This window comes from Comamonas koreensis, from assembly GCF_014076495.1.
Taxonomy (GTDB): domain Bacteria; phylum Pseudomonadota; class Gammaproteobacteria; order Burkholderiales; family Burkholderiaceae_C; genus Comamonas; species Comamonas squillarum.
Window position 1 is genome coordinate 203,360 of sequence record NZ_CP043575.1, and the last position, 26,357, is coordinate 229,716.

The 26,357-nt window shown below is 66.3% G+C and carries 24 protein-coding genes; 10 read left to right on the top strand and 14 right to left on the bottom strand.

The genetic code is table 11. From position 1 onward, the window contains the following. Nucleotides 1–62: 62 nt before the first annotated feature. The 3 genes from F0Q04_RS01000 to F0Q04_RS01010 form a co-directional block, all read right to left on the bottom strand. On the bottom strand, nt 63–416 hold the full coding sequence (locus F0Q04_RS01000) for a (2Fe-2S) ferredoxin domain-containing protein (protein WP_021026531.1): 354 nt from the start codon (nt 414–416) through the stop codon (nt 63–65). A gap of 91 nt (nt 417–507) precedes the next feature. Then, nucleotides 508–1,722 carry a VanZ family protein gene (locus tag F0Q04_RS01005; RefSeq protein WP_182344016.1) on the bottom strand — a complete coding sequence of 405 codons (1,215 nt, stop codon included), beginning with the start codon at nt 1,720–1,722 and terminating at the stop codon, nt 508–510. A gap of 60 nt (nt 1,723–1,782) precedes the next feature. Continuing rightward, a complete protein-coding gene (locus F0Q04_RS01010; protein WP_182345516.1) occupies nt 1,783–2,202 on the bottom strand; it encodes a CopD family protein in 420 nt (139 codons plus the stop codon). Between the two features lie 199 nt (nt 2,203–2,401). Between F0Q04_RS01010 and hemB the strand changes: the two genes are divergently transcribed. Next, complete coding sequence (gene hemB / locus F0Q04_RS01015; protein WP_021026528.1) at nt 2,402–3,415, top strand: porphobilinogen synthase; 1,014 nt, start codon at nt 2,402–2,404, stop codon at nt 3,413–3,415. A 71-nt stretch (nt 3,416–3,486) separates the two neighbouring features. After that, entirely contained in the window at nt 3,487–4,734 is a 1,248-nt protein-coding gene (locus F0Q04_RS01020; RefSeq protein WP_420093981.1) for a magnesium transporter CorA family protein, read from the top strand. Between the two features lie 49 nt (nt 4,735–4,783). Here the strand turns inward: F0Q04_RS01020 and F0Q04_RS01025 are convergent, their stop codons facing one another. The 3 genes from F0Q04_RS01025 to F0Q04_RS01035 all read right to left on the bottom strand — a co-directional run bounded on the left by F0Q04_RS01025 (nt 4,784) and on the right by F0Q04_RS01035 (nt 8,947). Then, the gene (locus F0Q04_RS01025; protein WP_182344018.1) at nt 4,784–6,835 is read right to left on the bottom strand and encodes a bifunctional 2',3'-cyclic-nucleotide 2'-phosphodiesterase/3'-nucleotidase; all 2,052 of its coding nucleotides are present in this window, start codon (nt 6,833–6,835) and stop codon (nt 4,784–4,786) included. Nucleotides 6,836–6,980: 145 nt separating this feature from the next. After that, nucleotides 6,981–7,673, bottom strand: coding sequence for a dienelactone hydrolase family protein (locus tag F0Q04_RS01030; protein WP_116926814.1), 693 nt, complete (start codon nt 7,671–7,673; stop codon nt 6,981–6,983). A 56-nt stretch (nt 7,674–7,729) separates the two neighbouring features. Further along, the gene (locus F0Q04_RS01035; RefSeq protein ID WP_182344020.1) at nt 7,730–8,947 is read right to left on the bottom strand and encodes an MFS transporter; all 1,218 of its coding nucleotides are present in this window, start codon (nt 8,945–8,947) and stop codon (nt 7,730–7,732) included. A 129-nt stretch (nt 8,948–9,076) separates the two neighbouring features. Here F0Q04_RS01035 and F0Q04_RS01040 point away from each other — a divergent pair, with 129 nt between their 5' ends. From F0Q04_RS01040 to F0Q04_RS01065, 6 genes are all read left to right on the top strand, one after another. Next, nucleotides 9,077–9,958 (top strand): helix-turn-helix transcriptional regulator, encoded by an 882-nt coding sequence (locus F0Q04_RS01040; protein ID WP_116926812.1) that lies wholly within the window; start codon nt 9,077–9,079, stop codon nt 9,956–9,958. Between the two features lie 372 nt (nt 9,959–10,330). Beyond that, the gene (locus F0Q04_RS01045) at nt 10,331–11,077 is read left to right on the top strand and encodes an SDR family oxidoreductase (protein WP_182344023.1); all 747 of its coding nucleotides are present in this window, start codon (nt 10,331–10,333) and stop codon (nt 11,075–11,077) included. 25 nt (nt 11,078–11,102) lie between these two features. Then, nucleotides 11,103–11,819: a two-component system response regulator CreB gene (gene creB / locus F0Q04_RS01050; RefSeq protein ID WP_182344025.1), complete on the top strand. Its 717-nt coding sequence runs from the start codon at nt 11,103–11,105 to the stop codon at nt 11,817–11,819. Between the two features lie 9 nt (nt 11,820–11,828). Further along, on the top strand, nt 11,829–13,301 hold the full coding sequence (gene creC / locus F0Q04_RS01055; RefSeq protein ID WP_116926809.1) for a two-component system sensor histidine kinase CreC: 1,473 nt from the start codon (nt 11,829–11,831) through the stop codon (nt 13,299–13,301). Nucleotides 13,302–13,411: 110 nt separating this feature from the next. Further along, nucleotides 13,412–14,833: a cell envelope integrity protein CreD gene (gene creD / locus F0Q04_RS01060; protein WP_182344027.1), complete on the top strand. Its 1,422-nt coding sequence runs from the start codon at nt 13,412–13,414 to the stop codon at nt 14,831–14,833. Further along, nucleotides 14,830–15,027 (top strand): hypothetical protein, encoded by a 198-nt coding sequence (locus F0Q04_RS01065; RefSeq protein ID WP_116926807.1) that lies wholly within the window; start codon nt 14,830–14,832, stop codon nt 15,025–15,027. Before creD ends, F0Q04_RS01065 begins: the two co-directional genes overlap by 4 nt. A 70-nt stretch (nt 15,028–15,097) precedes the next feature. Here F0Q04_RS01065 and F0Q04_RS01070 read toward each other — a convergent pair whose 3' ends face one another. The 5 genes from F0Q04_RS01070 to F0Q04_RS01090 are packed head-to-tail and all read right to left on the bottom strand — an operon-like array spanning nt 15,098 to nt 19,352. Next, complete coding sequence (locus F0Q04_RS01070) at nt 15,098–15,721, bottom strand: hypothetical protein (protein WP_182344029.1); 624 nt, start codon at nt 15,719–15,721, stop codon at nt 15,098–15,100. A 14-nt stretch (nt 15,722–15,735) separates the two neighbouring features. Further along, entirely contained in the window at nt 15,736–16,419 is a 684-nt protein-coding gene (locus tag F0Q04_RS01075) for an ABC-type transport auxiliary lipoprotein family protein (RefSeq protein WP_116926857.1), read from the bottom strand. Between the two features lie 10 nt (nt 16,420–16,429). Continuing rightward, nucleotides 16,430–17,395: an MlaD family protein gene (locus F0Q04_RS01080; RefSeq protein WP_182344031.1), complete on the bottom strand. Its 966-nt coding sequence runs from the start codon at nt 17,393–17,395 to the stop codon at nt 16,430–16,432. Between the two features lie 2 nt (nt 17,396–17,397). Further along, nucleotides 17,398–18,225 (bottom strand): ABC transporter ATP-binding protein, encoded by an 828-nt coding sequence (locus tag F0Q04_RS01085; RefSeq protein WP_182344033.1) that lies wholly within the window; start codon nt 18,223–18,225, stop codon nt 17,398–17,400. Nucleotides 18,226–18,227: 2 nt separating this feature from the next. After that, nucleotides 18,228–19,352, bottom strand: coding sequence for an MlaE family ABC transporter permease (locus tag F0Q04_RS01090; RefSeq protein ID WP_182344035.1), 1,125 nt, complete (start codon nt 19,350–19,352; stop codon nt 18,228–18,230). Between the two features lie 295 nt (nt 19,353–19,647). Here F0Q04_RS01090 and F0Q04_RS01095 point away from each other — a divergent pair, with 295 nt between their 5' ends. Next, on the top strand, nt 19,648–21,330 hold the full coding sequence (locus F0Q04_RS01095; RefSeq protein WP_116926802.1) for a GMC family oxidoreductase: 1,683 nt from the start codon (nt 19,648–19,650) through the stop codon (nt 21,328–21,330). Between the two features lie 520 nt (nt 21,331–21,850). Then, on the top strand, nt 21,851–22,609 hold the full coding sequence (locus tag F0Q04_RS01100) for a sulfite exporter TauE/SafE family protein (protein WP_116926801.1): 759 nt from the start codon (nt 21,851–21,853) through the stop codon (nt 22,607–22,609). 31 nt (nt 22,610–22,640) lie between these two features. On the opposite strand, the gene mrdA is transcribed toward F0Q04_RS01100, so the two are convergent. The 3 genes from mrdA to mreC are packed head-to-tail and all read right to left on the bottom strand — an operon-like array spanning nt 22,641 to nt 26,112. Further along, nucleotides 22,641–24,593 carry a penicillin-binding protein 2 gene (gene mrdA, locus F0Q04_RS01105; RefSeq protein WP_116926800.1) on the bottom strand — a complete coding sequence of 651 codons (1,953 nt, stop codon included), beginning with the start codon at nt 24,591–24,593 and terminating at the stop codon, nt 22,641–22,643. A gap of 21 nt (nt 24,594–24,614) precedes the next feature. Continuing rightward, the gene (gene mreD / locus F0Q04_RS01110) at nt 24,615–25,133 is read right to left on the bottom strand and encodes a rod shape-determining protein MreD (protein ID WP_116926799.1); all 519 of its coding nucleotides are present in this window, start codon (nt 25,131–25,133) and stop codon (nt 24,615–24,617) included. A 37-nt stretch (nt 25,134–25,170) separates the two neighbouring features. Then, nucleotides 25,171–26,112, bottom strand: a complete 942-nt coding sequence (gene mreC / locus F0Q04_RS01115) for a rod shape-determining protein MreC (RefSeq protein WP_116926798.1) — start codon at nt 26,110–26,112, stop codon at nt 25,171–25,173. Between the last annotated feature and the right edge of the window lie 245 nt (nt 26,113–26,357).

The following is a 26,357-nucleotide window of genomic DNA, read 5'->3' on the forward strand; positions in this document are numbered from 1 at the left end:
GCAGCGGCAGTGGCGCCCTGTGTCTGTGCGGAAAAAAATCGGGGGAGGGAAAAAGTACGCGCTCAGCGCCCCACGTCGGGCGGGGTCAGCAAGCGCTCGACCACCTTGCCGTTCTTCAGGTGCGACTCGACGATTTCATCGATATCGTCATTGTCGATATAGGTGTACCAGACGCCCTCGGGGTAGACCGCCATGATGGGGCCGCCTGCGCAGCGGTCCAGGCAGCCAGCCTTGTTGACGCGCACCTTGCCCGGCCCGCTCAAGCCTTCGGCTTTGACGCGGGCCTTGCAGTGGTCAAACATGTCCTTGGCGCCATGGTGGGCACAGCTGTCTTCACCGTTGACGCGGTCATTGAGGCAGAAGAACACGTGGTGCTGGTAGTACTGGCCGTCGTTGCCAGGTTTTTGCTCGCTCATGCCAAGCTCTCTTCGAATGCGATCCCCCATTGTGGCAGCTTGGCGCCCGCCTGGCGCCCAGAGGCCGCAATACTGCCACGGGCTACTGCGTTTAGCCTTGCTCGGGCGGTGTGCTGGAAGCCGCGCGCTGGTCCAGGCGTTGGCGCCGGCGCGCCGCCACCACCGCAGGCAGCCGGCCCAGGCGCAGCAGCACATAGGCGATCACCGCAAACGGCCACAGCCAGCTGAGCCACTGGCCCAGGCCAAAAAAGCGGATAAAGCGCCCCTGCTCCCAGGACTGCAGGGCATCGGCGTAGTAGGGGTTGGGCGGCGACTGGTTGAGCAAGTTGACATCGATCATCAAGCCCATCAGCAGCAGCAGCACGCAGTAGCGGCGCGGCAGGCCCACCTGCAGCAGCGCCAGCGACACGGCCAGCGCAATGCCCAGGCGCGTGGTCTGGTCCAGCCAGTCCCAGGCATAGCTGGGCCCGTAACTCAGCGAGGACGACAGCGCCGAGAATGCAATCCCTGCCAGCACCACCAGCGCCACCATGGCCATGCGCCGCGTCACGCTGCCCATCACGCTGAAGGCGAGCCAGCAGGGAATCAGCAGGCCCAGCAGCACGGCCATCAACTGGCCGATGGGCGACAGCGGCTCGGTGGCCTGCATGAAGTTGGGCATCCAGTGCTCGAAGGCCGAGTTCTCCAGCATGTCGACCAGCCACATCTCCAGCCGGTCAAAGACCTGGCCCAGGCCAAAGGGCTGCGCGGCCGGGAACAGCAAGGCCAGCGGCCACAGCATCAGCAGCACGATCGCGCCCCGCGCATCGGCATCGAACCAGCGCGCCCGCACATCGCGCCAGCGCCGCAAGATACCCAGCCAGGCCAGCAGGGGCACGGCCAGCGCGCCCAGCAAGGTGCCGATGCTGTTGAGCAGCCAGTCCATGTTGCTGGACACCCGCAGCGGCAGAAAAATCTGCAGGAACTCCATCGCGAGCGACAGCAGGCTGCCCACGCACAAGGCCCAGAGCCAGCCCGTTCTGACCCAGCCATGGCGCCACCAGCCCAGGCTCAGCAGCAAGCCCAGCGGCGCATAGCCGGCCACATTGATCCAGACATCGAACCAGGTCCAGTACGGCGGCGGAATGCGGGCGAGCAAAAACTCCGCCGGCGAGATGCCCTGGGTGCGCCAGCCCGCAAAGGGAAAGAGGCTGGCAAAGACGATCAGCGCAATATACACCGGCACCAGCGGCCAGGCGATGGTGCGGTGCTCGCCGGCCGGGGCCGGCTCTTGCAGGTTGAGGGGAGCGGGGCTGCTGTCAGGCATGGTGCGTGGACCCTGGTGCGCAGATGGTGGTGCGTTCGGCGGTACCCGAGTGTGCGCGGATTAAAAGGGTTTGACGACGACCAGCACCACGATGATGACCATGGCCAGCACCGGCACCTCGTTGAACCAGCGGTACCAGACATGCGAATGCCGGTCCGTGCCATTGGCGATCTTGCGCAGCAGCACCGCGCAGGCATGGTGGTAGCCGATGACCAGCAGCACAAAGAACAGCTTGGCATGCAGCCAGCCGCCTGCGCCGCGCCACCAGCCCAGCCACAGCCACAGGCCCAGGCCCAGCGCCAGCACCGCAATCATCGTCATGAAGCGCAGGAGCTTGCGCGCCATCAGCAGCAGGCGCTCGCGCTCGGCCTGCGAGTCGGCCGGCACCATGGCCAGGTTCACGAAGATCCGGGGCAGGTAGAACAGGCCCGCAAACCAGCTGGCCACAAACACGATATGAAAGGCTTTGATCCACAGCATGAGCATGCGCCACAGTGTAGTGGCTGGCACGATGGCCCAGCGCTGGACCCCGGCTTAAACACGGTTCGATGCCGCGCTCAGGTCGGGGCTTGATCTGGCGCAAGCCAGGCACAAGCCCAGCGTCCATTCCTCCATGCCCAGCGCAGTCTCTCGGGCCCGCGCTGTGCAGCCTGGCATTGATCTGGCGCACAATTGCTGCATGCATCTGTCCAGCCCCACCCCCTTTCCCCATAACCGTCCGCGCCGTCTGCGCCGCGATGCCTTCACCCGCAACCTGGTCCGCGAGAACGTGCTCACCCCGCACGACTTCATCTATCCGGTCTTTGTGCATGAAGGACAAGGCAAGCGCGAGCCCGTGCTGTCCATGCCGGGCGTTGACCGCCTGAGCCTGGACCTGTTGCTGCCGGTGGCCGAGCAGTGCGTGGCGCTGGGCATTCCGGTGATGGCCCTCTTCCCCCAGATCGACACGGCGCTCAAGACCCCCGACGGCAAGGAGGCGCTCAACCCCGAGGGCCTGATCCCGCGCGTGGTGCGGGCGCTGAAAAAGGAATTCCCCCAACTGGGCGTGATGACCGATGTGGCGCTCGACCCCTACACCAGCCACGGCCAGGATGGCCTGCTCGACGAGACCGGCTACATCCTCAATGACGAAACTGTCGAGATTCTCGTGGGCCAGGCGCTCAACCATGCCGAGGCCGGTGTCGACATCGTCGCCCCCAGCGACATGATGGACGGCCGCATTGGCGCCATCCGCGAGGCCTTTGAATCCCAGGGCCACATCTACACCCGCATCATGGCCTACAGCGCCAAGTACGCCAGCGCCTTCTACGGCCCCTTCCGCGATGCGGTGGGCACGCGCGGCGCGCTGGGCAAGGCCGACAAGAACGTCTACCAGATGGACCCGGCCAACACCGACGAGGCACTGCGCGAAGTGGCGCAGGACCTGGCCGAAGGCGCCGACATGGTGATGGTCAAGCCCGGCATGCCCTACCTGGATGTCGTGCGCCGCGTCAAGGACGAGTTCAAGGTGCCCACCTTTGCCTACCAGGTCAGCGGCGAGTACGCGATGCTCAAGGCCGCCGCACAAAACGGCTGGCTGGACCATGACCAGGTGATGATGGAGTCGCTGCTGGCCTTCAAGCGCGCCGGCGCCGACGGCATCCTGACCTATTTCTCGCTGGATGCCGCACGCTGGCTCAAAGAGAAAAACTGATAGCAAAAATACCAGAACGGGCTTGCACAGGCCCGTTTTTTTTGCCATGCTGCGCCTGAACCGTTCGAGGAATTCCGGTGAGTACACCCAGCAGCATCCGCATCTTTCACATCGTCGGCAACGAGGCCAGCGAACTGGCCGCCGTGCCCTATGAACTCCCGGACAAGGGCTTTTTGTGGCTGGCCTGCACGCGCGGCTACTTCAGCGAGCAGCTGGGCAGCCTGCAGCTGGCGCTGCAAAAGCTCAGCGGCGCGCCGCTGGTCGATCTGCATGTCTCCGACCTGCTCAATGCCCAGCTCCCCTCCCACTACGATTACACCTCGCAGTACGACCTGCTGGTGATACGGCGCCTGGCCAGCACCCCCTCGCAGGCGGGCACCGCCGCCTTGGCCGCCGCCCGCCGCACCGCCGCTGCCAAGCCCATCAATGAGGCGCCCCACATCAGCACCATCCCGGTGGGCTTTGCCGCCTGGGAGCGGGTGCTGCTGTCGGTGCACCCGGAGGACTGCACCGTGCGCGACGCCTATGCGCGGCGCCTGCTGCAGTTTGCCAAGGCCGGCGCGCCCGCCCCGCAGGATGCCAGCGCGCCCGACCTGGGCCAGATATCGCATGCCACGCAAGAGCGCCTGGCGCGCGAGGACAAGGCCTTTCGCAACCCCGGCAGCAGCCCCACGCCGGGCGGCCTGCAGCCCATCCGCCTGCCCATGTCCCCGGCCGATCTGATGATGCGCGTGGTCAACATCATTGTGGACAACTACCTGGACCTGCGCCGCGAGCTCTCGCGCCACCTGGACCAGTGGCAAAGCGCGCTGCTGTCGCCGCGCAAGCGCATTGCCAACTGGCAGGCGCTGCTCGAAGCGCGCCTGTCCCTGCACCAGCTCGACGAGATCTGCGAGGACCAGCGCGCCGCCGTGCAGGACTGGGTCGATGCGCTGGAGACCTGGCCCCAACCCGAGGCGCCCAGCGCCCAGCGCGAGCTCGAAGCGCTCAAGGTGCGCAGCCGCGATGTGCTCGAACATATCGAGCGCGTGGTGCACCATGTGCGCCGGCTGGAGCAAAGCACCGAGACCGCCGTGCAGATGCATTTTTCGGTGCAGAGCAACCGCGCCAACGACATCATGCGCACGCTCACCACCATCACCGCCATCTTCCTGCCGCTCAACCTGATTGCCGCGATCTTTGGCATGAACTTCGAGTTCATCCCGCTCATCCACAAGGAAGACGGCTTTTGGTGGGCGATGGGCGTGATGGCCTTCATCACCGTGGCGCTGATCGGCTTTTTCTCGTACAAGCGCTACCTGACCCACACGGGCCGATAGCGCTGTACAGCCCCCAGCAGCGGCGCATGGCGCGCCGCTGCTGGACGGCTTACTGGCCCAGATCAATGCGGTAGACCGCGCGCTGCGTGCCCGTGCCGTCATCGGCCTTGTCCAGCGAGACATTAGCCAGGCCCGCCGCCTGCGCCACAGGCAACGCGTTGGCCGCCGACGTGAACAGCACCTTGCCGGCGGTCGGGGTCTTGGCAAAGCGCCAGCTGTGGGCAGCGCCGTTGGCCGCGCGGCTGATCTGCGGATGCTCCTTGATGTAGGAGATCACCACATCGCGGTTCGCATCGGGCGAGGCATAGATCGTGGCGCGGCCATCGAGCTCAGGCAGAAAGCTCTTGCCGCTGGTGACGCGGTAGTTGTTGGTGGCGATCACAAAGTCCTGCGCCGGGTCGATGGGGGCGCCCTTGTACTGCAGATCCACGATGCGGCTGCCGACGGGCTGGGTCACATCGATCTGGTAGCGCATGTCGGCGGTGGTGAACATGTCAAAGTTGTAGCCGGGGAAGCTGCTGATCAGCCACTGGTCTGCGGTGTCAGCCGGGTCGATGCGGTTGAAGCGCTGGGCAGCGGCCTCGAGCCAGCGCTTGAGCTGCGCGCCGTTCACTTTTACCGCGTAGACGGTGTTGGGGTAGAGATAGAGGTCGGCCGCGTTGTAGATCGCCAGCGGGCCGGCGGCCACATCGGTGTAATCGCCACCGCCCTGGAAGCCCGACTTGAAAGGCGCGCTCACCGACAGCACCGGCAGCTGCGCATACTGCGGCAGATTGGCCTGCACATAGCGCTGCACATAGTCTTGCTGCGCCTGGTTGACCAGCTGGATCGCGCCGGGATCGCCCACATCGGCAAACTGCGTGCCCATGCGAAAGTCCGTCTGGCCCACCGGCGTCTTCACATAGCTGATCGCCGCCTGGTGCTGGCTCTCCACCACCGGTGCAATGCTGCTGTCGACGGCGACATAGCTGGTCTTGCCGGCGGCATCCTTGCCGGTGGTGGTGCTGCGCAGCTCCGACTTGCTCTGCGTCTTGTCCACGCTCCAGGCCTTGCCGTCCCACTTCAGCGCCAGCGCCACCACGCCCAGCGCCTTGCCCCAGCTGCTGGCCATCACCGCCGGCACACCGTTGATGGTGCCGGCCTTGTTGTCGACCCCCGCCATGCTGAAGGCCGGTTGCGCGGCCGTGTCGGGGAACACGCTGTGCTGGTGGCCCATCACCATCGCATCGATGCCCGCCACCTGGCTCAGGTAGAGGCCCGGGTTCTCCATGTCGACACGGTATTCCGAGGCGTCCAGGCCGCCGTGCAGCAGCGCCACAACGATGTCGGCGCCCTTGCTGCGCAGCTCGGGCACATACTTTTGCGCCGCCTCGACGGCGCCGGTCACCTGCACCTTGCCTTCCAGATGGCGCTTGTCCCAGCCGAGGATGCCGGGCGTGGTAAAGCCGATCACGCCGATCTTGATGGGCAGCTTGACGGCCTTGCCGTCCCTGTCGGTGCCGCTGATCTCGCGCTCCAGCACCACATAGGGCGACACCAGCGGGGCCTTGGTCTGGCTGCTGATCACATTGGCCAGCGCCATCGGGTAGCCATTGCCCGCGCACTTCTTGCTGGCATCGACGCCATCGACCTGGAGGCCGCCACCGAGCACCTGGTTGAGAAAGGGCAGGCCATAGTTGAACTCATGGTTGCCCAAGGTGCCGGCATCGAACTTGAACACCGCCATGGCCTTGTACATCGACAGCTGCTGGTCGCAGGCAATCGGCGCCACCTGCGCCTCGTAGTCGGCCAGCGCCGTGCCCTGGATGGTGTCGCCGTTGTCCACCAGCAAGGTATTGGCATAGTCGCTGCGCGCCTGGCGGATCAGGGTGGCCGTGCGCTCAAAGCCATACGAGGGGTCATCGGCCAGCTTGAAGTAGTCGTAGCTGCGGATGTTGAAGTGCAGGTCGGTGGTCTCCAGCACCGCCAACGTGGCCGTGGCCGCTTTGGTGCTGCTGGAGCCGCCACCGCCGCAGGCCGTCAGCATGGCGGCAGCGGCCAGCGCGGACAAGGCAGGCGGCGCCATCCGCAGGTCGGTGGCACGGAAAAAGGGGGTACGCATGGTGCTTATCGTTGAAAGTGAGCGATGCGCGCATCATCTGCAGCCCCTATGACGACGGTGTTACGAACGGCCCCCGAAAATGCAACAAAGCCTTGCAGGCTGCGGGCCGGCAAGGCTTGGTGCGGAGCACAGCGGGAGTGACCGCTCAGCCTACATGCTTGGCAAAAAAGGCCATGCTGCGCGCCCGTGCGGCGGCCGATGCTGCTGCATCGTACGAGCCGCGCTGGTCGCAGTTGAAGCCGTGGTCGGCCACGTAGACATAGACCTCGGCCTCGGGGTGGGCAGTGCGGAAAGCGTCCACCGACGCCAGCGAGATCCAGTGGTCCTTGTCGCCAAAATGGGCCATCACCGGGCACTTGGGCGTGCGCGCGATCTCCTCGCCCGTGGTCATGCCGCCGCCGTAGTACGGCACCGAGGCCGACAGGCCCTGGAGCTCACAGGCTGCGCGCCAGGCCAGCAGACCGCCCCAGCAAAAGCCGGTGATGCCGACCTTGCCGCCGCTGCGGCGTGCGCCTTCGTCAATCGCAGCCTGCAGGTCCAGCAGCACACCGGGCGCCACCGCAGGCGCTTCGGCAGCGGCCTTCAAGGCCACGCCGGCTTGCATGTCGGCCTCGCTGTAGCCCAGGTCCACACCGGGCTTGATGCGGGCAAACGTGGCCGGCGCAATCGCCACATAGCCGCTTTGGGCAATGCGGTCCGCCACCGAGCGGATGTGCGAATTGACACCAAAGATCTCCTGCACCACCACGATGGCGCCGCGCGCCTGGCCTTCAGGCTCGGCGATGTAGGCCGGAAACACCTGGCCGTCGGCCGAGGTCAGATCTACAAAATGTCCCATAGCGATCACTCCTTGCTAAACAGATTCGACAGATGCGAGATTGGGGGCCTGGTCGATTATGGCGTTGCGCAGGCCGCTGCCGGCGCCGGACGCGCCAGCATCGTCAGCCAGGCGGCCGCTAGCAGCAAGGCCAGCCCGCCATAGACCGCCGCCAGGCCCAACCCGGTCTGCGGGTTCACCAGGTGGATGCCCAAGGACGCGAGCAGCGAGGTCAGCAAAAAGGCCAGACCGCCGGCAATGCCGCCCGACAAGGCAGCGTGTTTGGGGAACATCGACAGCACATTGGCGAAGTGGATATTGAACACCAGGCCCGCTGCCACATGGATGCAAAAGGCGACGGCCGCCATCACTTCCAGCGATGGCCAGGACGCGGGCAGCCAGGCCGTCAGCGCCAGCAGTGCGATGAAACCAGCCATCGCCAACAGCGCAGCCTGGTGCTTGGCCGCCAGCGAGCGCGCCATCGCCGCGCGGGCGATCAAGCCGCCGCCCATCCAGGCCAGGCCCATCAGCAGCGCGAGCGACCCCGTCGTCGTGGGCGGGCGGTGGTACACGGTCTCGACGATAAAGGGCGAGGCCATGCTCCAGCCCATCACCATCGCATACGCAGCGCTGACGCAGAGCACGCCGCGCGCAAAGGCGCGGTTGCGCATGATCTCCCAGGCCCGGCTGGCCACTTCACGCGGCCGGATGGGCTGGGGCTGGGCGAGGGTCTCGCCACCGCCCAGCAGCTCCAGCACCAGCGCAACCACCGAGAACACGGCCAGCACCACAAAGTTGGCGCGCCAGCCCCAATGGGTCTGCACAAAGCCGCCGATAAAAGGCGCGCAGATGGGCCCCAGCGACCAGACCACGGTCATCCAGGTCAGGTAGCGCTGCAGTGCCGGGCCCCGGAACACATCGACAAAAAAGGTGCGCTTGCCCACCACGGCGACCGCGCCCAGCAGGCCTTGCAGCAGGCGCAGCGCGCAGATGACCACGATGTCGTCACTGACGGCAATGGCCGCGCTCGACAGCGCAAACAGGGCCAGCGCCACCATCGTGGGCCGCCAGCGGCCAAAGCGGTCCAGCAGCACGCCCACCACCAGCTGGCCCAGGCCATAGCCGGCGATGAACAAGGTCAAGGTCAGCTGGATCTGGGACGCGGTGCCGCCCAGGCTCTGGGCCATGGCGGGCATCGAGGGCAGGTAGATATCGGTGCCGATGCCCGAGAGCGGGATCAGCAAAAAGGCCAGAAAAACGCCGAATGTGGCGTTGTCAGCAGTGATTCTTCGCATGGGAGTCTGCGCCTGAAAATAAACAGGGCGCCAGTGTGTTATGTTTTTTAGACTGGTACAAGATTCTGCTTAGCCTAGGCTTGAAAGACCTATACTGCACTGCACCATTGACCGCGAGACTAGCGCCCCATGACATTGTTTGCAGCCCCCCCACCCCATGACCCGCCTGCTGTCGCGGCCTCTGTCCGCTCGCAGGAGCTGGGCCACTTTCTGCGCGCGCGGCGCGAGAGCCTGTCGGCCGACGCCATGGGCCTGGCGCGCCACGGCCGGGTGCGCACCCCGGGCCTGCGGCGCGAAGAGGTCGCCCAGCTCGCCGGCATTGGCGTGACCTGGTACACCAAGCTCGAACAGGGCCGCGAGGTGCAACCGTCGCGCCAGGCGATCGAGGCCATTGCCCGGGCGCTGCAATGCAATGACGACGAACTGCGCCACCTCTTGGCGCTGGCGGGCATCAAGCTCGACCAGGCTGCACCCTCCGCCGACGACGCCCCGGGTGCGCTGCACATGCAGCTGCTCGACAAGCTGCTGCCCTACCCCGCCCAGATGCAAAGCGCGGCCTTTGACCTGCTGGCCGCCAATGCCGCCTATGAGCGGCTAATGGGCGTGTCGCTGCAGCAGTTGCCTGCCTTGGAGCGCAACTGCCTGCACATGAACCTGTTCAACCCCCAGTGGCAGCGCGTGGTGCGCCACGAGCCCCAGGCCATTGAGCGCATGGTGGCGATGTTCCGGGCGGCCTCCACCCAGCAAAGCGGCGATCCAGCCATTGCACAGCGGCTGGACTACTTTCTCAGGCACTCCGAGGTCTTCCGCCATGCCTGGGAGCGCTACCAGGTGCGCAGCCCCGAGAACAACGAAAAGACCTTTGACCACCCTACGCTGGGCATCATCCATCTGCGCCAGACCTACTGGTGGTCGGCCCCGCGCAACGGCATGCGCATGGTGGTCTACCTGCCCGTCAGCGACCAGGACGCCGAGGCGCTGGACCGGCTGGCCGCGCTGCCCGCGCCTTGAATGCGACCTGGGCAGCACAGTGGGCAGCGGCCGCAAGCTCGCCTAAGAACCTGTTCAAAGTCTCCTCGCGCTGCGACAGTGTCTTTGCGGGATGGGATGCTAGGCGCAGTGCGCAGCCAATAGCCAGCTATTGGCAAGCGCTGCAACGCCGCAGACCGCCCCTGCCCGGGCGGCCCTAGCCGGGCGCCCGCAAAGCCACTGTCCCGAAGGGTTGGAGTGAAATCGGGCGATTTCTGCGCGCTGGCCCTGGCTTGCACCCCGGTGCAAGCTGCGTTCCATCCCTTCGAACTCATCCCGATTGCACTCCAACGCGGTTACGTAGTGACTTTGAACAGGTTCTAAGATAGGGCCTCTTTTGCGAGCCGACATGCCATGACCTCAATCGTCCTTATCACTGGTGCCAGCCGTGGCATCGGTGCCGCCACCGCCGTCCTGGCCGCCCAGCATGGCTGGGATGTGGCCGTGAACTACAGCAGCAATGAAGCTGCGGCCCAGGCCGTGGTGCAGGCGGTGCAGGCCCTGGGCCGCCGCGCCATCGCCGTGCAGGCCGATGTGGCCGACGAGGGCCAGGTGCTGGCGATGTTTGCGCGCGTGGACAGCGAGCTGGGGCGCATCACGGGGCTGGTCAACAACGCCGGCGTGGTGGACCGCGCCCAGCGCCTGCAGGATATGGACATGGCGCGCTGGCGACGCATGTTCGACATCAATGTGCTGGGCAGCTTTCTCTGCGCCCGCGAGGCGGTGCGCCGCATGAGCACCGCCGAAGGCGGCGCGGGCGGCAGCATCGTCAATGTCTCGAGCCGCGCCGCCTGCCTGGGCTCGGCCCACCAGTATGTGGACTATGCGGCGTCCAAGGCCGCTATCGACACGATGACCCTGGGCCTGGCCCATGAGGTGGCCGCGCAAGGCATCCGCGTCAATGGCGTGCGCCCGGGCCTGATCGAGACTGACATCCACGCCAGCGGCGGCCAGCCCGACCGCGTGCAGCGGCTGTCGGCAGGCGTGCCCTTGGGGCGCGGCGGCACCGCAGACGAAATCGCCCAGGCCATCTACTGGCTGATGTCCGAGCACAGCAGCTACTGCACCGGCTCCTTCATCGATGCCGGAGGCGGCCGCTAGGCCGCCCGTTCTGACGGAACCCACCATGCGCCCTGCTCCCCATGTTCTGCTGCTGGAAGACGATCCAGCCATTGCCCGCACCGTCTGCTATGCGCTCGAGCGCGATGGCATCGGCTGCACCCACAGCCTGTTGCTGGCCGATGCCCGCGCGCAGTGGGCCAGTGGCCACTTTGATGCGCTGCTGCTCGATGTGGGCCTGCCCGATGGCAATGGCCTGGACTGGTGCCGCCAGCTGCGCGCTGCTGGCTCGCCCGCGCCCATCCTGGTGCTCAGCGCCCGGGGCGAAGAAGTCGACCGGGTGCTGGGCCTGGAGCTGGGCGCCGATGACTACCTGAGCAAGCCCTTCAGCCCGCGCGAGCTGGTGGCCCGCACCCGCGCACTGCTGCGCCGCGCCCAGCAATTTACGCTGGCGCCGGCCAGCGCCAGCAGCGCCCCGCCCCATGCCGCCAGTGCTGCCTTCCAGCTCGACGAGGCCGGCCAGTGCGTGCGCCTGCAGGGCGTGCTGCTGGATCTGACGCGGCGCGAGTTCCAGCTGCTCAGCAGCCTGCTGGCCGCGCAGGGCCGCATCCTCAGCCGCAACCATCTGCTCGATGCCGTCTGGGGCCTGCACAGCGACAGCACCGACCGCACGGTGGACACCCACATCAAGACCCTGCGCGCCAAGCTGCGCGCCGTGGTGGCCGACCGCGACTTCATCACCACGCACCGCGGCATGGGCTACAGCCTGCGCGATGGCGACTGAGGACCGGCCATGCGTCTGGGGATCCGCCTGCTGTTTGCGTTCTTCCTGATCAACGGGCTGGCGGCCTTTTTTGTGCTGCGCGTGTTCATGGCCGAGATCAAGCCCAGCGTGCGCAAGGTGACCGAAGACACGCTGGTCGAGACCGCCTACTTGCTGGCCGCGCAGGCCAGCGATGACCTGGCCGATGGAAAGCTGGGCAGCGGTAGCGGCAGCAGCACCAGCCGCTTTGCCCAGCAGGTGCAGGCCGCCTTCCAGCAGCCGCTGCGGGTGTGGATCTGGGACACGCGCAAGGCCGCACTCGACCTGCGCGTGACCGTGACCAATGCCCAGGGCCGCGTGCTGTTCGATTCCGCCGGGCTGGATGTGGGTGCCGACTACTCCCGCTGGCGCAATGTGGCGCTCACCTTGCGCGGCGAATACGGCGCCCGCACCTCGCGCGAAGTGGCCACCGACGAGGCCACCAGCGTCATGTATGTTTCCGCGCCCGTCGTGCAGGGCGGCACCATCCTGGGCGTGCTCACCGTCTCCAAGCCGGCCAACGCGGTGCAAAGCATCATCGACAGCAGCGAAAGCAAGATGCTGCGCGGCGGTGTGCTGTTTTTGCTGCTGTCGGCGGCCGTCGGCTTTGCCATCACCTGGTGGCTGGTGGTACAGGTGCGCAAGCTGCGCAGCTATGCCCAGCAGGTGCAGGGCCCCACCTTGCAGGAGGCGCAAGGCAGCCGCATCACCCGCGCGCCCAAGACACCCGAGGTGCCCAATGTCCCCGGCGAGCTGGGCGACCTGGCCCAGGCCATGGATTCGATGCGCCGGCGCCTGGAGGGGCGCGACTACATCGAAGGCTATGTGCGCGCCCTCACGCATGAGCTCAAGAGCCCGGTCGCCGCCATCCGGGGCGCGGGTGAGCTGCTGCAGGACGAGCTGCCCGCCGCCGACCGCGCGATGTTTGCCCAGCAGGTGGTGGACCAGAGCCTGCGCCTGCAAAACCTGATCGACCAGCTGATGCAGCTGAGCCAGCTGGAGCAGCGCAGCGCGCTGGCTACGGTCAGCCAGCACACCAGCCTGCGCGCCTGCGCCGAGCAGGCCATCGCGCAGCTGCAGGCCACGGCCTCGCAAAAAGGCATACAGCTGGTACTGCAAGGCGATGACAGCCAGGGCGCCTGGGATGCGGCCCTGGTCACGCTGGCGATCAGCAACCTGCTGGCCAATGCGCTGGATTTCTCGCCTGCCCACAGCCAGATCGTGCTGACCTTGGCGCCCCAGCGCCTGGCCGTGCAGGACTGCGGCCCGGGCGTGCCGGCCAGCCTGCTGCTCCGCCTGGGCGAGCGCTTTTTCACCACGCCGCGCCCCAACGGCGAGCGCAGTGGCAGCGGGCTGGGCCTGTCCATCGTGCAGCGCATCATGCTGCTCCATGGCGGCCGGCTGCAGTTTGCCAATACCCATCCGGGCCTGCGCGCCAGCCTTGATTTCTCGGCCCAGGACTGAGCACTTCCGCCGCAAGCCGCTGCACTTCACACTGCCTTCACAGACTTCATGCTCGGCTCACCGGGGCCGCAGACACTCGCCGCACCGATACACAGAGCAACGAGGAATGCATGAAAAACAGACTGGTGCAAAAGGCCCTGAGCCTGGCCATCACTATGGCGCTTTTGCTGGTGGCGCTAATGATGATCAGCGATGTGGTGCGCGACCGCATCTACAACCGCGACCGCGCGGTACAAAGCGTGGTCAACAGCACCGCAGGGTCGCAGACCCTGTTTGGCCCGGTGCTGGCCCAGCGCTGCAGCCGTGAAGTGAGCGGCAAGGACAGCGAGGGGCGTGTGGAGACCCGCCTGGTCAGCTTTCAGCGCTACGCGCTGCCCGATGAGATCAGCCACCAGACGCGGGCCGAGATGCAGCCGCGCGCGCGCGGCCTCTACCAGGTCAACACCTTCCTCATGCACGACAAGCTGGTGGCCCGCTTTGCGCCCGGCAACCAGCTGCAAGGCAAGCCCGAGGGCGGTGCCGTGCGCCACTGCGATGCGCCGCGCCTGGTCCTGCCGCTCAGCGATCCGCGCGGCATCCGCAGTGCGACTTTGCAGGTCGATGGCAAGCCGCTGCCGCTGGAGCCAGGCACCGGCCACGGCGTCTACACCCGGGGCCTGCAGACCAAGCCTATGACTGCTGCCAGTGGCAACGACAGCAGCGCCATCGAAGTGGTCGTGCTGCTGCAGTTGATGGGCACCGAGCGCCTGGCCTTTGTGCCGCTGGGCGGCACCAACCAGGTCAGCATGCAGGCCGACTGGCCCCATCCCTCGTTTGGTGGCAACTTTCTGCCGCTCAGCCGCGAGATCAGCGACCAGGGCTTCAACGCCAGCTGGAGCATCCCGGCGCTGGCCTCATCGGCGCGCCAGGCCTTTGTGCAGGAGCGCTCGCTGTGCAGCCTGGGCACGCCCGACACCACCTACGCCCATGCCTCCGACGAAAGCCAGTGCCTGGAGCAGTTTGGCACCAGCTTCATCGACCCGGTCAACCCCTATAGCCTGAGCGACCGTGCCACCAAGTACGGCCTGCTCTTTGTCGTGCTGACCTTTGTCGCCGTGGCCATGTTCGAGGTGCTCAAAAAGCTGCGCGTACACCCGGTGCAGTACCTGCTGGTGGGCTCGGCGCTGTGCATTTTCTTCCTGCTCCTGATCAGCCTGTCCGAGCACCTGGGCTTCAGCCAGGCCTATGCCATTGGCGCGGGCGCCTGCGTGCTGCTGCTGGGCTACTATGCCAGCCACATCCTGGGCAGCCTGCGGCGCGGCCTGCCGTTTGCCGCGCTGATCGCAGTGATGTATGGCCTGTTGTTTGTGCTGCTGCAGCTCGAACAAACCGCGCTGGCCGTCGGCTCGCTCGCGCTGTTCGCCGTGCTGGCGATCGTGATGGTGGCCACCCGCAAGGTCGACTGGTATGCGTTTGGCAAAGGCGACGCCCCCAAGCCAGTTCCCACCCCAGCCTCCAAGACTTTTGGCCCACGCACCCAGGAGAGCGCATGAACACCGACACCCGCATGGATCAACAGCGCCAGCAATGGCGCCAGGCCCAGCACCAGATGAGCCGCAGCCAGTTGCGCGCGCTGCGTGACCAGTGGCTGGAGCGCGGCAGCCAGCTGCCGTTGCAGGCCAATGCCCGGCGCCTGATGTGGCTGCGGCTGCGCTGCTCGCTGTTACTGGCGCAGCAGCGGTTCTGAACGCCTTTTCACACCCCAACGCAACAAGGCAGCCCTCGGGCTGCCTTGTTGCTTTTTTAAAAATGAGAGCCTATTTGGCAGGCGGTACGCCGCTGCCCCGGCTGATGGCGCGCAAGCGAGCTTCCGGCGACAGGCCGCGCACGCACTGCACATTGGCGTCGCCCAGCAGGCTGTCGCACTTGCGGATGGCGGTGTCCAGATCGGCTTCGCGCTGGCGCTCGGCCTCGCTCTTGGGTGGCGTGAAGATGGACACCTCGCTGGCCGCCTGCTGGTGGGCCTCCTGGATGCCGGCTGCGCGCTGTTGCTTGGCCCCGCGCAGGCACTCCTGCTGCGCGCTCTTGCTGTCCTTGTCGTTGCCGGCATGGCCGGTCTTGCAGTCCTCGACCGCCAGCGCATAGCGGCGGTTCACCTGGGCGGCCAGCGCCTTGAAGCGGTTGTTGCCGCTGGGGTGGCGGCGCGCCTGCAGCTGGGCGGCGTCGACCTCGTGCTGGGTCTGGGCCTCGGCGGTGCAGCGGCGCTGCGCCGCCGAGCCGGTGGCCAGGCGCTTGCAATGCGCCAGGGCTTTGTCTGCGCGGGCATCGAGCTGTGCCACCGCCTCGCGGTAGGCATCGTCATCCATCGCGGCTGCCAACAGCGGCAGCACGGCCACGGCGCCTATCACCCAGGCAGCGGCCAGGCGCCACAGCGGGCGCATCACTGCGCCGCCCATCAGCGGTTTTGTTGGCGCAGCCAGGTATCGAGCTGCTGGGCCACCTGGTCCGTGGCCGAGGCCAATGCGGCGGCGGCACCAGCCGCATCGGCGCTGGCGGCGGGTTGCTGGGCCTGGAACACCTGCTGGGCCAGCCAACGCTCCCCCTTGGGGGTGATTTCGCTCAGCGTGGCGCGCAGGCGCAGCACGCCCTGGCTCGACTGGGCCGAGTCGAAGACCTGGCTGAAATCCACCACTTCGAGGCGCAGCATCGCCGGGTAACCGCTCTTGCGCAGCAGCTGGGTGGCGCCATCGTCATCGAGCACGACGGCGCGCTGGCCACTGAGCACATCGCGCATGCGCTGCTGGATCAGCTGCATGGCCGGCAGCACCCAGCTGGCCTGGGTGTAGGGCCGCAGCTCGCGCACATCGGCATAGGCCAGGCGGTAGTAGATGGCGGCGCTGGCATCGGGCACGCCCGCGGCGCGCACATTGGCCAGCACCAGCGGCTCGGCGCCGGCAGCTGCCGCGCTGGGTGAGACCGGCGCGGCTGCCGGGCCAAAGTCATAACGGGCGACGGGTTGGGGCTTTTGCGGCAGGGCCGAGCAAGCGGCCAGCACCGCCACGGATGCAGCCACCAGGGCTGCACGGCCTGCGCCTTGCAGGCGGCGGCCCCATGGTGCACGCAGGGAAGTAGAAATCATGGCATCCATCCTATCGGCCGCTGCCTGCGGCGGCAGGGGCTACAAAACCTGGCTCGCCAGGGCCCGGCAGCGCATTGGAGCTGCCATAAATCAGAGACTGCGGGTTGTTCTTGAATGCATCGGCCGTATCGCCCATGCGGCGCGCGGCCGAGCCCACGTCATGCATGGTGCGGCCCATCGCCGGCAAGGTGCTGCGGTTGAAGTTGTCGGCCGCGTCGCTCACCTTCTCGACCGCCTGGCCCATCTGGTCCACCACGCCGCCCTTGGCCGCCAGGCTGCCCACTGCCGTGCTCACGTCATTGGAGGTCTTCTGGATACCCGCCAGCGTCTTGCGCGTATCCTGCGCGATGGCAGGAAGGCTGGCGAGTGCAGGGTCGAGCTTGGTGTCGACCGTCACCATCAGGCGCTTGCTCAGCTGCTCCATGCTCTGCGCTGCCTGGCCCAGGCTCTTCATGCTGTCCACCAGCACCTGCTGGTTGTCCTCGCTGAGCAGGTCGTTGACCTTGCGCGTCGCGTCTTCCACCTGCTGCAAGATGATGGGCCCCTGCTCGGCAATCTGGCCAAACGGCGAGGGCTTGACGCGCAGGCGCGGAATGCCGTCGGGGCCGGGGGGCAGCGGCGTGGTCTCGGTGTTGTCGTCATCGAGCTGGATATGGGCCAGGCCCGTGACACCCTGGTAGCCCAGCATCGCGTAGGTGGTTTGCGTGATGGGCGCTTCCGCGTTGACCGCAATGATGATCAGCACCGTGCCGTCGCGGGCCGGGTCGAACTCGATCTTGGTCACGCGGCCCACGGCCACCCCCTTGTAGCGCACCGCCGCCTGCGGCTGCAGGCCGCTGACGGTCTCGCGGGTGGACAGTTCATAGCGGATGTAGTTCGTGTTGTCCCGGCCCATCCACAGGCTCAGGAAGATGACCAGCGCCGTGAGCAAGACCACAAACAATCCAGCCGCCAGTGCGTGTGATTTGTTTTCCATAGCTATTCCTTCACCCCACCAAGCGCCACTGGAGCCATTGCACGGCGTCCACGCTCACCCAGGAAGAAATGTTCAATAAAGGAGTGCTTGAACTGCACCACATCGGCCGGTGTGCCCGAGACAATCACCTTTTTTTCGGCCAGCACCGCCACGCGGGTGGACAGTGCAAACAAGGTATCGAGGTCATGGGTGACCATGACCACGGTCAGCCCCAGCTCGGCATGCAGGTCCTTGAGCAGAGCGCAGAACTCGTCCGAGCTGTTGGGGTCGAGCCCGGCCGTGGGCTCGTCGAGCAGCAAGAGGGGCGGGTCCATGATCAGCGAACGGGCCAGCGCCACGCGCTTGATCATGCCGCCCGACAGGTCAGAGGGCATGCGGGTGGCATGCTCGGGCTTGAGGCCCACCATCTGCAGCTTGACCATCGCCGCATCATGCACCACGGATTTGGGCAGCGTGCCCTGCTCGCTGAGCGGAAACGCGATGTTCTCGAGCACATTGAAGGCCGAGAACAGCGCGCCCTGCTGGAACAGCATGCCGATGCGCGAGGCCGCGCCGCGCAGGCTCAGCTCCTTGACGGGCTGGCCCATCACCAGCACCTCGCCCTTGGCCGGGTGCAGCAGCCCCAGCATCTGGCGCAGCAGCACCGATTTGCCGGTGCCCGAGCCGCCCACCAGGGTCAGGATCTCGCCCCGATAAACCGTAAGGTCCAGGTCCTGGTGGATCGCAAAGGCCCGGTCGCCCTGGCCAAACACGGTCCAGAGCTTGCGGATATCGACCACTTTCTCATCTCTGGTCGGCGCGCTGGGGGGTTGGGAGATGGCATGGCTCATCGCTAGAACCCCACCTTGCGGAACGCGATCGCAAAGATCGCATCGAGCACGATCACGGCCGTGATCGAGATCACCACCGACGAGGTCGTGCCCCGGCCCAGGCTCTGGGTGTTGGGCTCGACCTCCAGCCCCCAGTGGCAGGCAATCAGCGCAATCGCCACCCCAAAGGTGACCGACTTGGCCAGCGCCAGGTAGAGGTTGGCAATATCGACCGCGCCGGGCATGGCCTGCAGAAAATAGGCGGGCGATACGCCCATCGCGGCATCGGCGGCCATCATGCCGCCCACTAACGCGCAGACCGTGGTCCACATCGACACCAGCGGCATGGCCAGCGCCAGCGCCAGCGCGCGCGGCATTACCAGGCGGTAGCCCTGCGCAATGCCCATCACCTGCATCGCATCGAGTTCTTCGTTGACGCGCATCACGCCGATCTGTGCGGTAATGGCCGAGCCGGTACGGCCGGCCACCAAGATGGCGCCCAGCAAGGGCCCCAGCTCGCGCACCAGCGAGATGCCCAGAATATTGACGATGAAGGCATCGGCACCGAACTGGCGCAGCTGCAGCGACATCAGGTAGGCGAGCACAACGCCAATCAAAAAGCCCACCAGGGCCGTGATGGGCAGCGCGGTGGCCCCCATCGCATACAGATGGCCCGATACATCGCGCCAGGGGCCGCGCAGCGGGTTCTTGATGAGGCGCAGCACATCGAGCAACAGCTGCCCCACCATCTCGACCATGCTGCGCACATGGGCCATGAAGCCCAGCAGCACCAGGCCCAGTTGGATCAGCCAGCCCCACCAGTTGACCTTGGTCTCCGGCGGGCAGCCCATCGTCAGCGACGCGACCCGTTCGAGCATCTGGCGCTGCAGCTCGGTGGTGCGCAGCTGCGCGGGCCACTGCTGGCCCCAGTGGTCCCACAGGAGCTGCGCGCCCACATGGTCGAGCCACTGCACCTCACTGAGGTCCCAGCCTTGATCGGCGCTGGGCGCGGCGCCATCGAGCTGGCGGCGCAACTCGCGCCCCATCGGGCGTTGGCCCAGCTCTGCCGCACCCCAGCGCCCACGCAGCTGCGCCCAGCGCTGCGTGCCGTCCTGAAGTTGCTGTAGATGAGGGGCTGTATCGTCCATGGGGTCCCAAAACAAAGCGTGTCGCCCTGCGCGCACGCCATTCGCACTATAGCCGGTCTGTCACCCAGGCGCACCCAGCGGGCTGGCGATCACAGCGCGTGCCGCTGTAGGAAGGCATCGCCGAGCCACGCTTGTGCGGCATCTACACCACGCTGGGCGGCCAAGGGCAGGCAGTAGGCGCGATGGGTGACAGGGCATTGGTTTTCCCGCTTGGCAAGCCCGGCATACTGCTCACAAACTTGCCGATTCGATGGACCGAGGGAGCCCCATACTCCCAATGAGAAAAAGACCGCACATGCAATCTGGAGACAACACAAGTTTCGACTACATCGTCATCGGGGGAGGCACGGCGGGCGCACTGCTGTGCAACCGCCTCAGCGCCAAAACCCACAACCGGGTGCTGCTGATCGAGGCGGGCCGGCGCGATGACTACCACTGGATCCACATCCCCGTGGGCTACCTGTACTGTATCGGCAACCCGCGCACCGACTGGCTGTACAAGACCGAGCCCGATGCCGGGCTCAACGGGCGCAGCCTGCTCTACCCGCGCGGCAAGACGCTGGGCGGCTGCTCCAGCATCAACGGCATGATCTACATGCGCGGCCAGTCGCGCGACTACGACCACTGGGCCGAGCTGACCGGCGACGCCCGCTGGCGCTGGAACGACACGGTGAACTACTTCAAGCGCCATGAAGACCACTGGCGCCTGGACCAGGAAGGCGAGACCAGCCCCAGCTTTGCGCAGTGGCATGGCAACCGCCGCACCGGCAGCACCGGCGAGTGGCGTGTCGAGAAGCAGCGCCTGCGCTGGGACATTCTGGATGCCTTTGCGCAAGCCGCCCAGCAAGCGGGCATCCCCGCCACCGAGGACTTCAACCGGGGCAGCAACGAAGGGGTGGGCTACTTCGAGGTCAACCAGAAAAACGGCTGGCGCTGGAACACCGCCAAGGCCTTTTTGCGCCCCACCTGCTACGGCCGCTCCAACTTCGAGATGTGGACCAATGCCCAGGTCTCGCGCCTAGTGCTGGAGCGCCAGGCCGGCGGCCAGCTCGCCTGCACCGGGGTGGAGGTCTGGACCGGCACCGAGATGACCATCGTCAAGGCCGACAAGGAGGTGGTACTGAGCGCGGGCGCCATCAACTCGCCACAGATCCTGCAGCTGTCGGGCATCGGGCCCGGCGCCTTGCTGCAGCAGCATGGCATTGCCGTGCAGCATGACCTGCCCGGCGTCGGCGCCAATCTGCAGGACCACCTGCAGATCCGCTCGGTCTTCAAGATAGATGGCGCGCCCACCTTGAACGTGCTGGCCAGCAACCTCTGGGGCAAGGCCCAGATCGGGCTGGAATACCTGCTCAAGCGCAGCGGCCCGATGAGCATGGCGCCTTCGCAACTGGGCGCCTTCACCCGCAGCAGCGCCAGCCAGCCCCACCCCAATATCCAGTACCACGTGCAGCCGCTGTCGCTCGACGCCTTTGGCCAGCCGCTGCACAGCTTTCCTGCCTTCACCGCCAGCGTCTGCAACCTCAACCCCACGAGCCGCGGCACCGTGCAGATCAAGAGCGCGGATTTCCGCACTGCGCCGGCGATCGCACCCAACTACCTGTCCACCGCCGAGGACCGCCAGGTCGCAGCCGACAGCCTGCGCGTGACCCGCCGCATCGCCGCGCAGCCCGCGTTGGCCAAGTACCAGCCGGTAGAGTGGAAGCCCGGCGCGCAGTACCAAAGCGATGAGGATCTGGCGCGCCTGGCCGGCGATATCGCCACCACCATCTTCCACCCGGTGGGCACCACCAAGATGGGCGCCGACCACGACCCAATGGCCGTGCTCGACAGCGAGCTGCGCGTGCGCGGCGTGCGGGGCCTGCGCGTGGTCGATGCCGGCGCCATGCCCACGATCACCAGCGGCAACACCAACTCGCCGACCTTGATGCTGGCCGAGCGGGCCTCGGAGTGGATACGCGCCAGCCATGGGCCATGATGGTGCGCCGCAGAGTTTCAGCGCGGTTACCGCGCCCACCGCACTGACCCTGCCCTCTTCAAGGGCAATCAAGCGCCCAGCACGCCCTGAAACGGCAGTTTTGTCTCATTTTTTGCCGTTATGGGGCGGCTGGGCGCAGGAAAGGGGCAGAAATCGGTCGCATCCTGCAATCTGCACCAAATCAGTTACCTTTGGGGTAAATCCCAATGCACCATGCAGGTGCGATGACCTATAGTAGAGGCACTCGAGGCACTGAAACAGTGCTCTGCGAGAGGACCGAGGAGACATCTCTACAATTCGAACATTTATAAAAAGCATCAATAAAAATGAGATGCTCCTTCAAAGCGCCTTCGGGCGCTTTTGTTTTTCTGGCGCCGCATTCGCCGCTGCCCGCACCCGCACCCGCCGGCCAGCCCATCACGGCCTGGCACCACCGCCCCTTCTGTTCCGCTGGCAGCGCTGCATTTAGCGGCCCTGGTACGGTGCTGCACCCCACGCGGCGATGCGACAATCTCGCCCCATGGAATGGATCTTCGTTACCTTCGCGTCGATGTTCGCGGGCTTTGTGGATGCGGTCGTCGGTGGTGGCGGCCTCATTTTGGTGCCCGCGCTGTTTGGCGCTTTCCCCTCTGCGCCGCCGGCCACCTTGCTGGGCACCAACAAGAGCGCCGGCGTCTGGGGCACCTTGATCTCGGCGCGCCAGTACGCCAAGCGGGTGGACATGCGCTGGGCCGCCATTGCACCGGCCGCAGGCGCCGGGTTTGTGGCCTCGCTGCTGGGAGCCTGGGCGGTCACCGTGGTCGACCCCAGCATGCTGCGCAAGGCCTTGCCGGTCATCCTGGTTGCCGTGCTGGCCTACACCTTGTACAAAAAGCAGCTGGGCCAGACCCATGCGCCGCGCTACAGCGGCCGCGCCGAAGCCTGGGTGGCCTCGGCCATTGGGGCCACCATCGGCTTCTACGACGGCTTCTTTGGCCCGGGCACCGGCAGCTTCTTCGTCTTCCTGATGGTGCGCTGGCTGGGCTATGACTTCCTGAATGCCTCGGCCAGCGCCAAGATCCTCAACATCGCCACCAATATCGCGGCGCTGATCCTGTTCACCGCCAAGGGCCATGTCTGGTGGCACTTCGCGATTCCGCTGGCCGCAGCCAACATCCTGGGCAGCATGCTGGGCACCTGGATGGCCTTGAAAAAAGGCTCGGGCTTTGTGCGCGGCATGTTCATCGTCGTCGTGGCGGCACTGATCCTCAAGACCGGCTACGACGCGTTCTTGCGCTAGAAACCGGCACTCAGCGCGAAGGCCGGCCTCGTTATTGCCCCGGCTCGGCGGCCGGCTTGAGCTGGATATCTTCGACCCTGCGCGGCGTGCCCATTGGCGCGCGGCCTTCACCTCGCTGCATTGCGGCCATGTCGGCCTCGCTGGGGTACTCGCCCAGCAGCCAGTAGTCCATGATGCGGCGGGCAATCGGCGCGGCCGAGCCGGCACCAAAACCCGCATTCTCGACAATCACGCCGACGGCGATCTTGGGGTCATCGGCCGGTGCAAAGGCGATGTACAGCGCATGGTCGCGCTGGCGCTCGGCCAGGCGCGCGGCGTTGTACTTTTCCTTCTGGCCGATGCTGATGGCCTGGGCCGTGCCGGTCTTGCCACCGGCCGTGTAGCGGGCCGTGCCAAAGGAGCCGCGCCCGGTGCCGCCCGTCACCACCGACACCATGCCGCGCTTGACGGCCTCGATATTGCTTTGCTTGTAACCCAGGTTCACGGGTGGGGGCTGCTCGATGGGGCGGCGCTCGCCGGTGACCGGGTCGATCAGCGAACGGCCCACATGCGGCACCCGGCTGTTGCCATTGTCCAGGATCGTGGCCAACGCATGGGTCAGCTGCAAGATGGTGAAGTTGTTGTAGCCCTGGCCAATGCCCAGCGAAATGGTCTCGCCCGCATACCAGCGCTTTTGCTCGGGGCGTTTGTAGGTGTCGCGCTTCCAGGTGGTGCTGGGCAGCACGCCGCGCACTTCACCGGGCAGGTCGATGCCGGTGATCTGGCCAAAGCCCAGCGGCTTCATGAAATCATGGATCGCATCGACCCCCATCTCATTGGCCAGCGTGTAGAAGTAGACATTGCTCGAGTGCTGGATCGCGCGGTTCAGATCGACCGGGCCCAGCGCATGGCCGGAGCGGAAGGTGTGGCCGCCAAAGGTCCAGCTTCCGCCGTCCTGGATGATGGTCGAGGGCGTGCGCTTGCCCGTCTCCAGCCCTGCCAGGCCCATGAAGGGCTTGTAGGTGGAGCCGGTGGGGTAGGTGCCGCGCATCGCGCGGTTGAGCAAGGGGCGGTCGATGGATTCGTTCAGCGCCTTCCAGCTTTCCTGGTCAATGCCTTCGACAAAGATATTGGGGTCGTACGTGGGCTTGCTGACCATGGCCAGCAGCTCGCCACTGCGCGGGTCGATCGCCACGGCCACGCCCCGGCGGTCGCCATACAGGTCTTCGACCATCTTCTGCAGCTTGATGTCCACCGACAGCACGACGCTCTCGCCGGGGGTGGCCGGGGAGCTGTCGAGCTTGCGCACCGCATGGCCGCCGGCCGAGGTCTCCATGCGCTCCACGCCGGTGTGGCCATGCAGCTCCTTTTCGTAGCTGGCTTCGACACCGGTCTTGCCGATGTACTCGGTGCCCCGGTAGTTGGCCGCTTCGTCGGAGTCGTCGATGCGCTCCTTCTCGCGCTGGTTGATGCGGCCGATATAGCCGATCAGGTGGGCACCGGTCTCGCCCATCGGGTAGGAGCGAAACAGCCGCGCCTTCACATCCACGCCGGGAAAACGGTAGCGCTGGGCGGCGAACTTGGCCACTTCCTGGTCGGTCAGGCGCGAGCGGATCGGCAGCGAGTCGAAATTGCGCGAATCCTCGCGCAGGCGCTTGAAGCGGCGCCGGTCGCGCGGCGTGATCTCGATCAGCTGGGACAGCGCATCGATGGTCTCTTCCACATCACCGACCTTGTAGGGCGTGATCTCCAGCGTGTAGGCTGAGTAGTTGGTGGCCAGCAGCACGCCATTGCGGTCATAGATCTGGCCCCGGTTGGGCACGATGGGCACCACCGCCGTGCGGTTGCTCTCGGCCTGTGCCAGCAGGTCATCATGGCGTTCGACCTGCAGCACATACAGGCGCGAGAGCAGAATGCCAAAGCACAGCACCACCACCAGACCGATGACGATCACCCGCAGCCGAAAGCGGCTGAACGCGCGGTCTGAATTCTGGATCTCGGTCATGGTCTGCGCAAACGCCCCCGCTTACAAAGGGCGGTTTTCGTCATCGTCGGGCGGCTGGCGCTGGGGCAGCTGCAGCAGCCAGCTCACCAGCGGCCACAGCACCACGCACCACAGGCCGGGCGTCAAAAAGCCCCAGCCCGGAAAACTGCCGCGCAGCAACATGCGCAGCAGCATCAGCACCACGTCGGACGCGAGGAACAGCGGCATCACCTGCACCGCCTGGGCCATCACGCTCAGCCAGGTGATGCGCTGGCGCAGCAGCGCCACGCCATACAGCACGGCCGAATACACCAGCGCATGCAAACCCAGCAGGGACGACTGGTGCACATCCATGCACAGGCCCAGCACAAAGGCCCAGCCCATGCCGATCTTGCCGGGCTCGTGCACGCCCCAGTACACCAGCACCAGCAGCAGCACATCAGGCAGCCACAGCGCGCGGCCCAGCGGCAGCATATTGATCATCAGCCCCAGCACCAGGGTCAGCGCAATAAAGCCCGGGGGGACAGGGAGCAGCAAGGGCTGCCCACGCGGCATGATCATGGCTGCATTCCTGGTGTGGGGTTCATCGTAGCGGGCATCATCCGCGCTTGCCCTTGCGGGGGGTGGAGGCCGGGCCTTCCTGGGTCTTGGTCTCCACCGGCGGGCGCGGAGGCAGCGCGTCTTCGGGCAGCGGGTTGATCACCATCACAAACTGCGTGCCGAACATCTGCGCCAGCGGCTCGCAGTAAACGCGCGAGAAAGGCGAATCGGCACGGCGCTCGATCTTGACGATGCGCGCCACCGGCAGGCCCGGCGCATAGACGCCATCCACACCGCTGGTGGTGAGCAGATCGCCTTCCTGGATATCGGCATTGCTGGGCATGAAGCGCAGCTCCATGCCGCCGCCATAGGCATTGGTCGGGTCGCCATAGGCCACGGCCCGCGCGCCGGTGCGCGGGTTGAGCACGGGGATGGCCTGCTCCCGGTCGGTGAGCAAGGTCACCTCGGCCGACATCGGAAACACCCGGGTCACCTGGCCGAGCACGCCCATCTCGTCCATCACCGGCGAGCCGCGCGCAATGCCGGCGACCTCGCCCTTGTCGATCACGACGCGGCGGTTGAAGGCGTCCGCCGTCTCGTACACCACCTGGGCAGCGCGCCCCTCGGTCTTGAGGCGGGGCACCAGGTTGAGCAGCTGGCGCAGGCGCTGGTTCTCGTGGTCCAGGGTCTCGACCAGGTTGGCGCGATGCGTCAGCGCGATGGCGTTTTTCTCGGCCACTATGGCCGCTGCCTGCGCGGTGTGCAGGTCTTCAAAATACCTGGCGCCGCCCTGGGCCAGCAACACCGGCTGCAGCATCACCCACTGCATCGGGAACAGCACCGTGGCGACGGCCTTGCGCAGCGGCTCGGTGAGCTTGAAGCGCACGTCGGCCACCATCAGGAACACGGCCAGCGCCACGCACAGCGCCAGGCGCACATTGGCGCTGGGCCCCTGGGGTCGGAAGGTCGGTATACCGCCGGAGAAGACGTTGCGTGCCATGCGGTGGCCTCAGCAGAACCGGGCCCTGCGCGCTGCGCCTGTTCCGGGCGCGTGCCGCCCCGCCGCTCGGCGGTCTGCACGGTGGACAAGGGACATGAGCAGGGACATCAGAGAAAAGCGAAAAAGCAGAAGCGGGCGCATGGCGGCGGCGGGCCCATCAGCCAGACCTTGTGCACACTGCCAGTGGCAAGCGGGCCACAAAACGCAATGGCGGGCCGGCAGCGGGCTATGGGTTGCATAGTCGC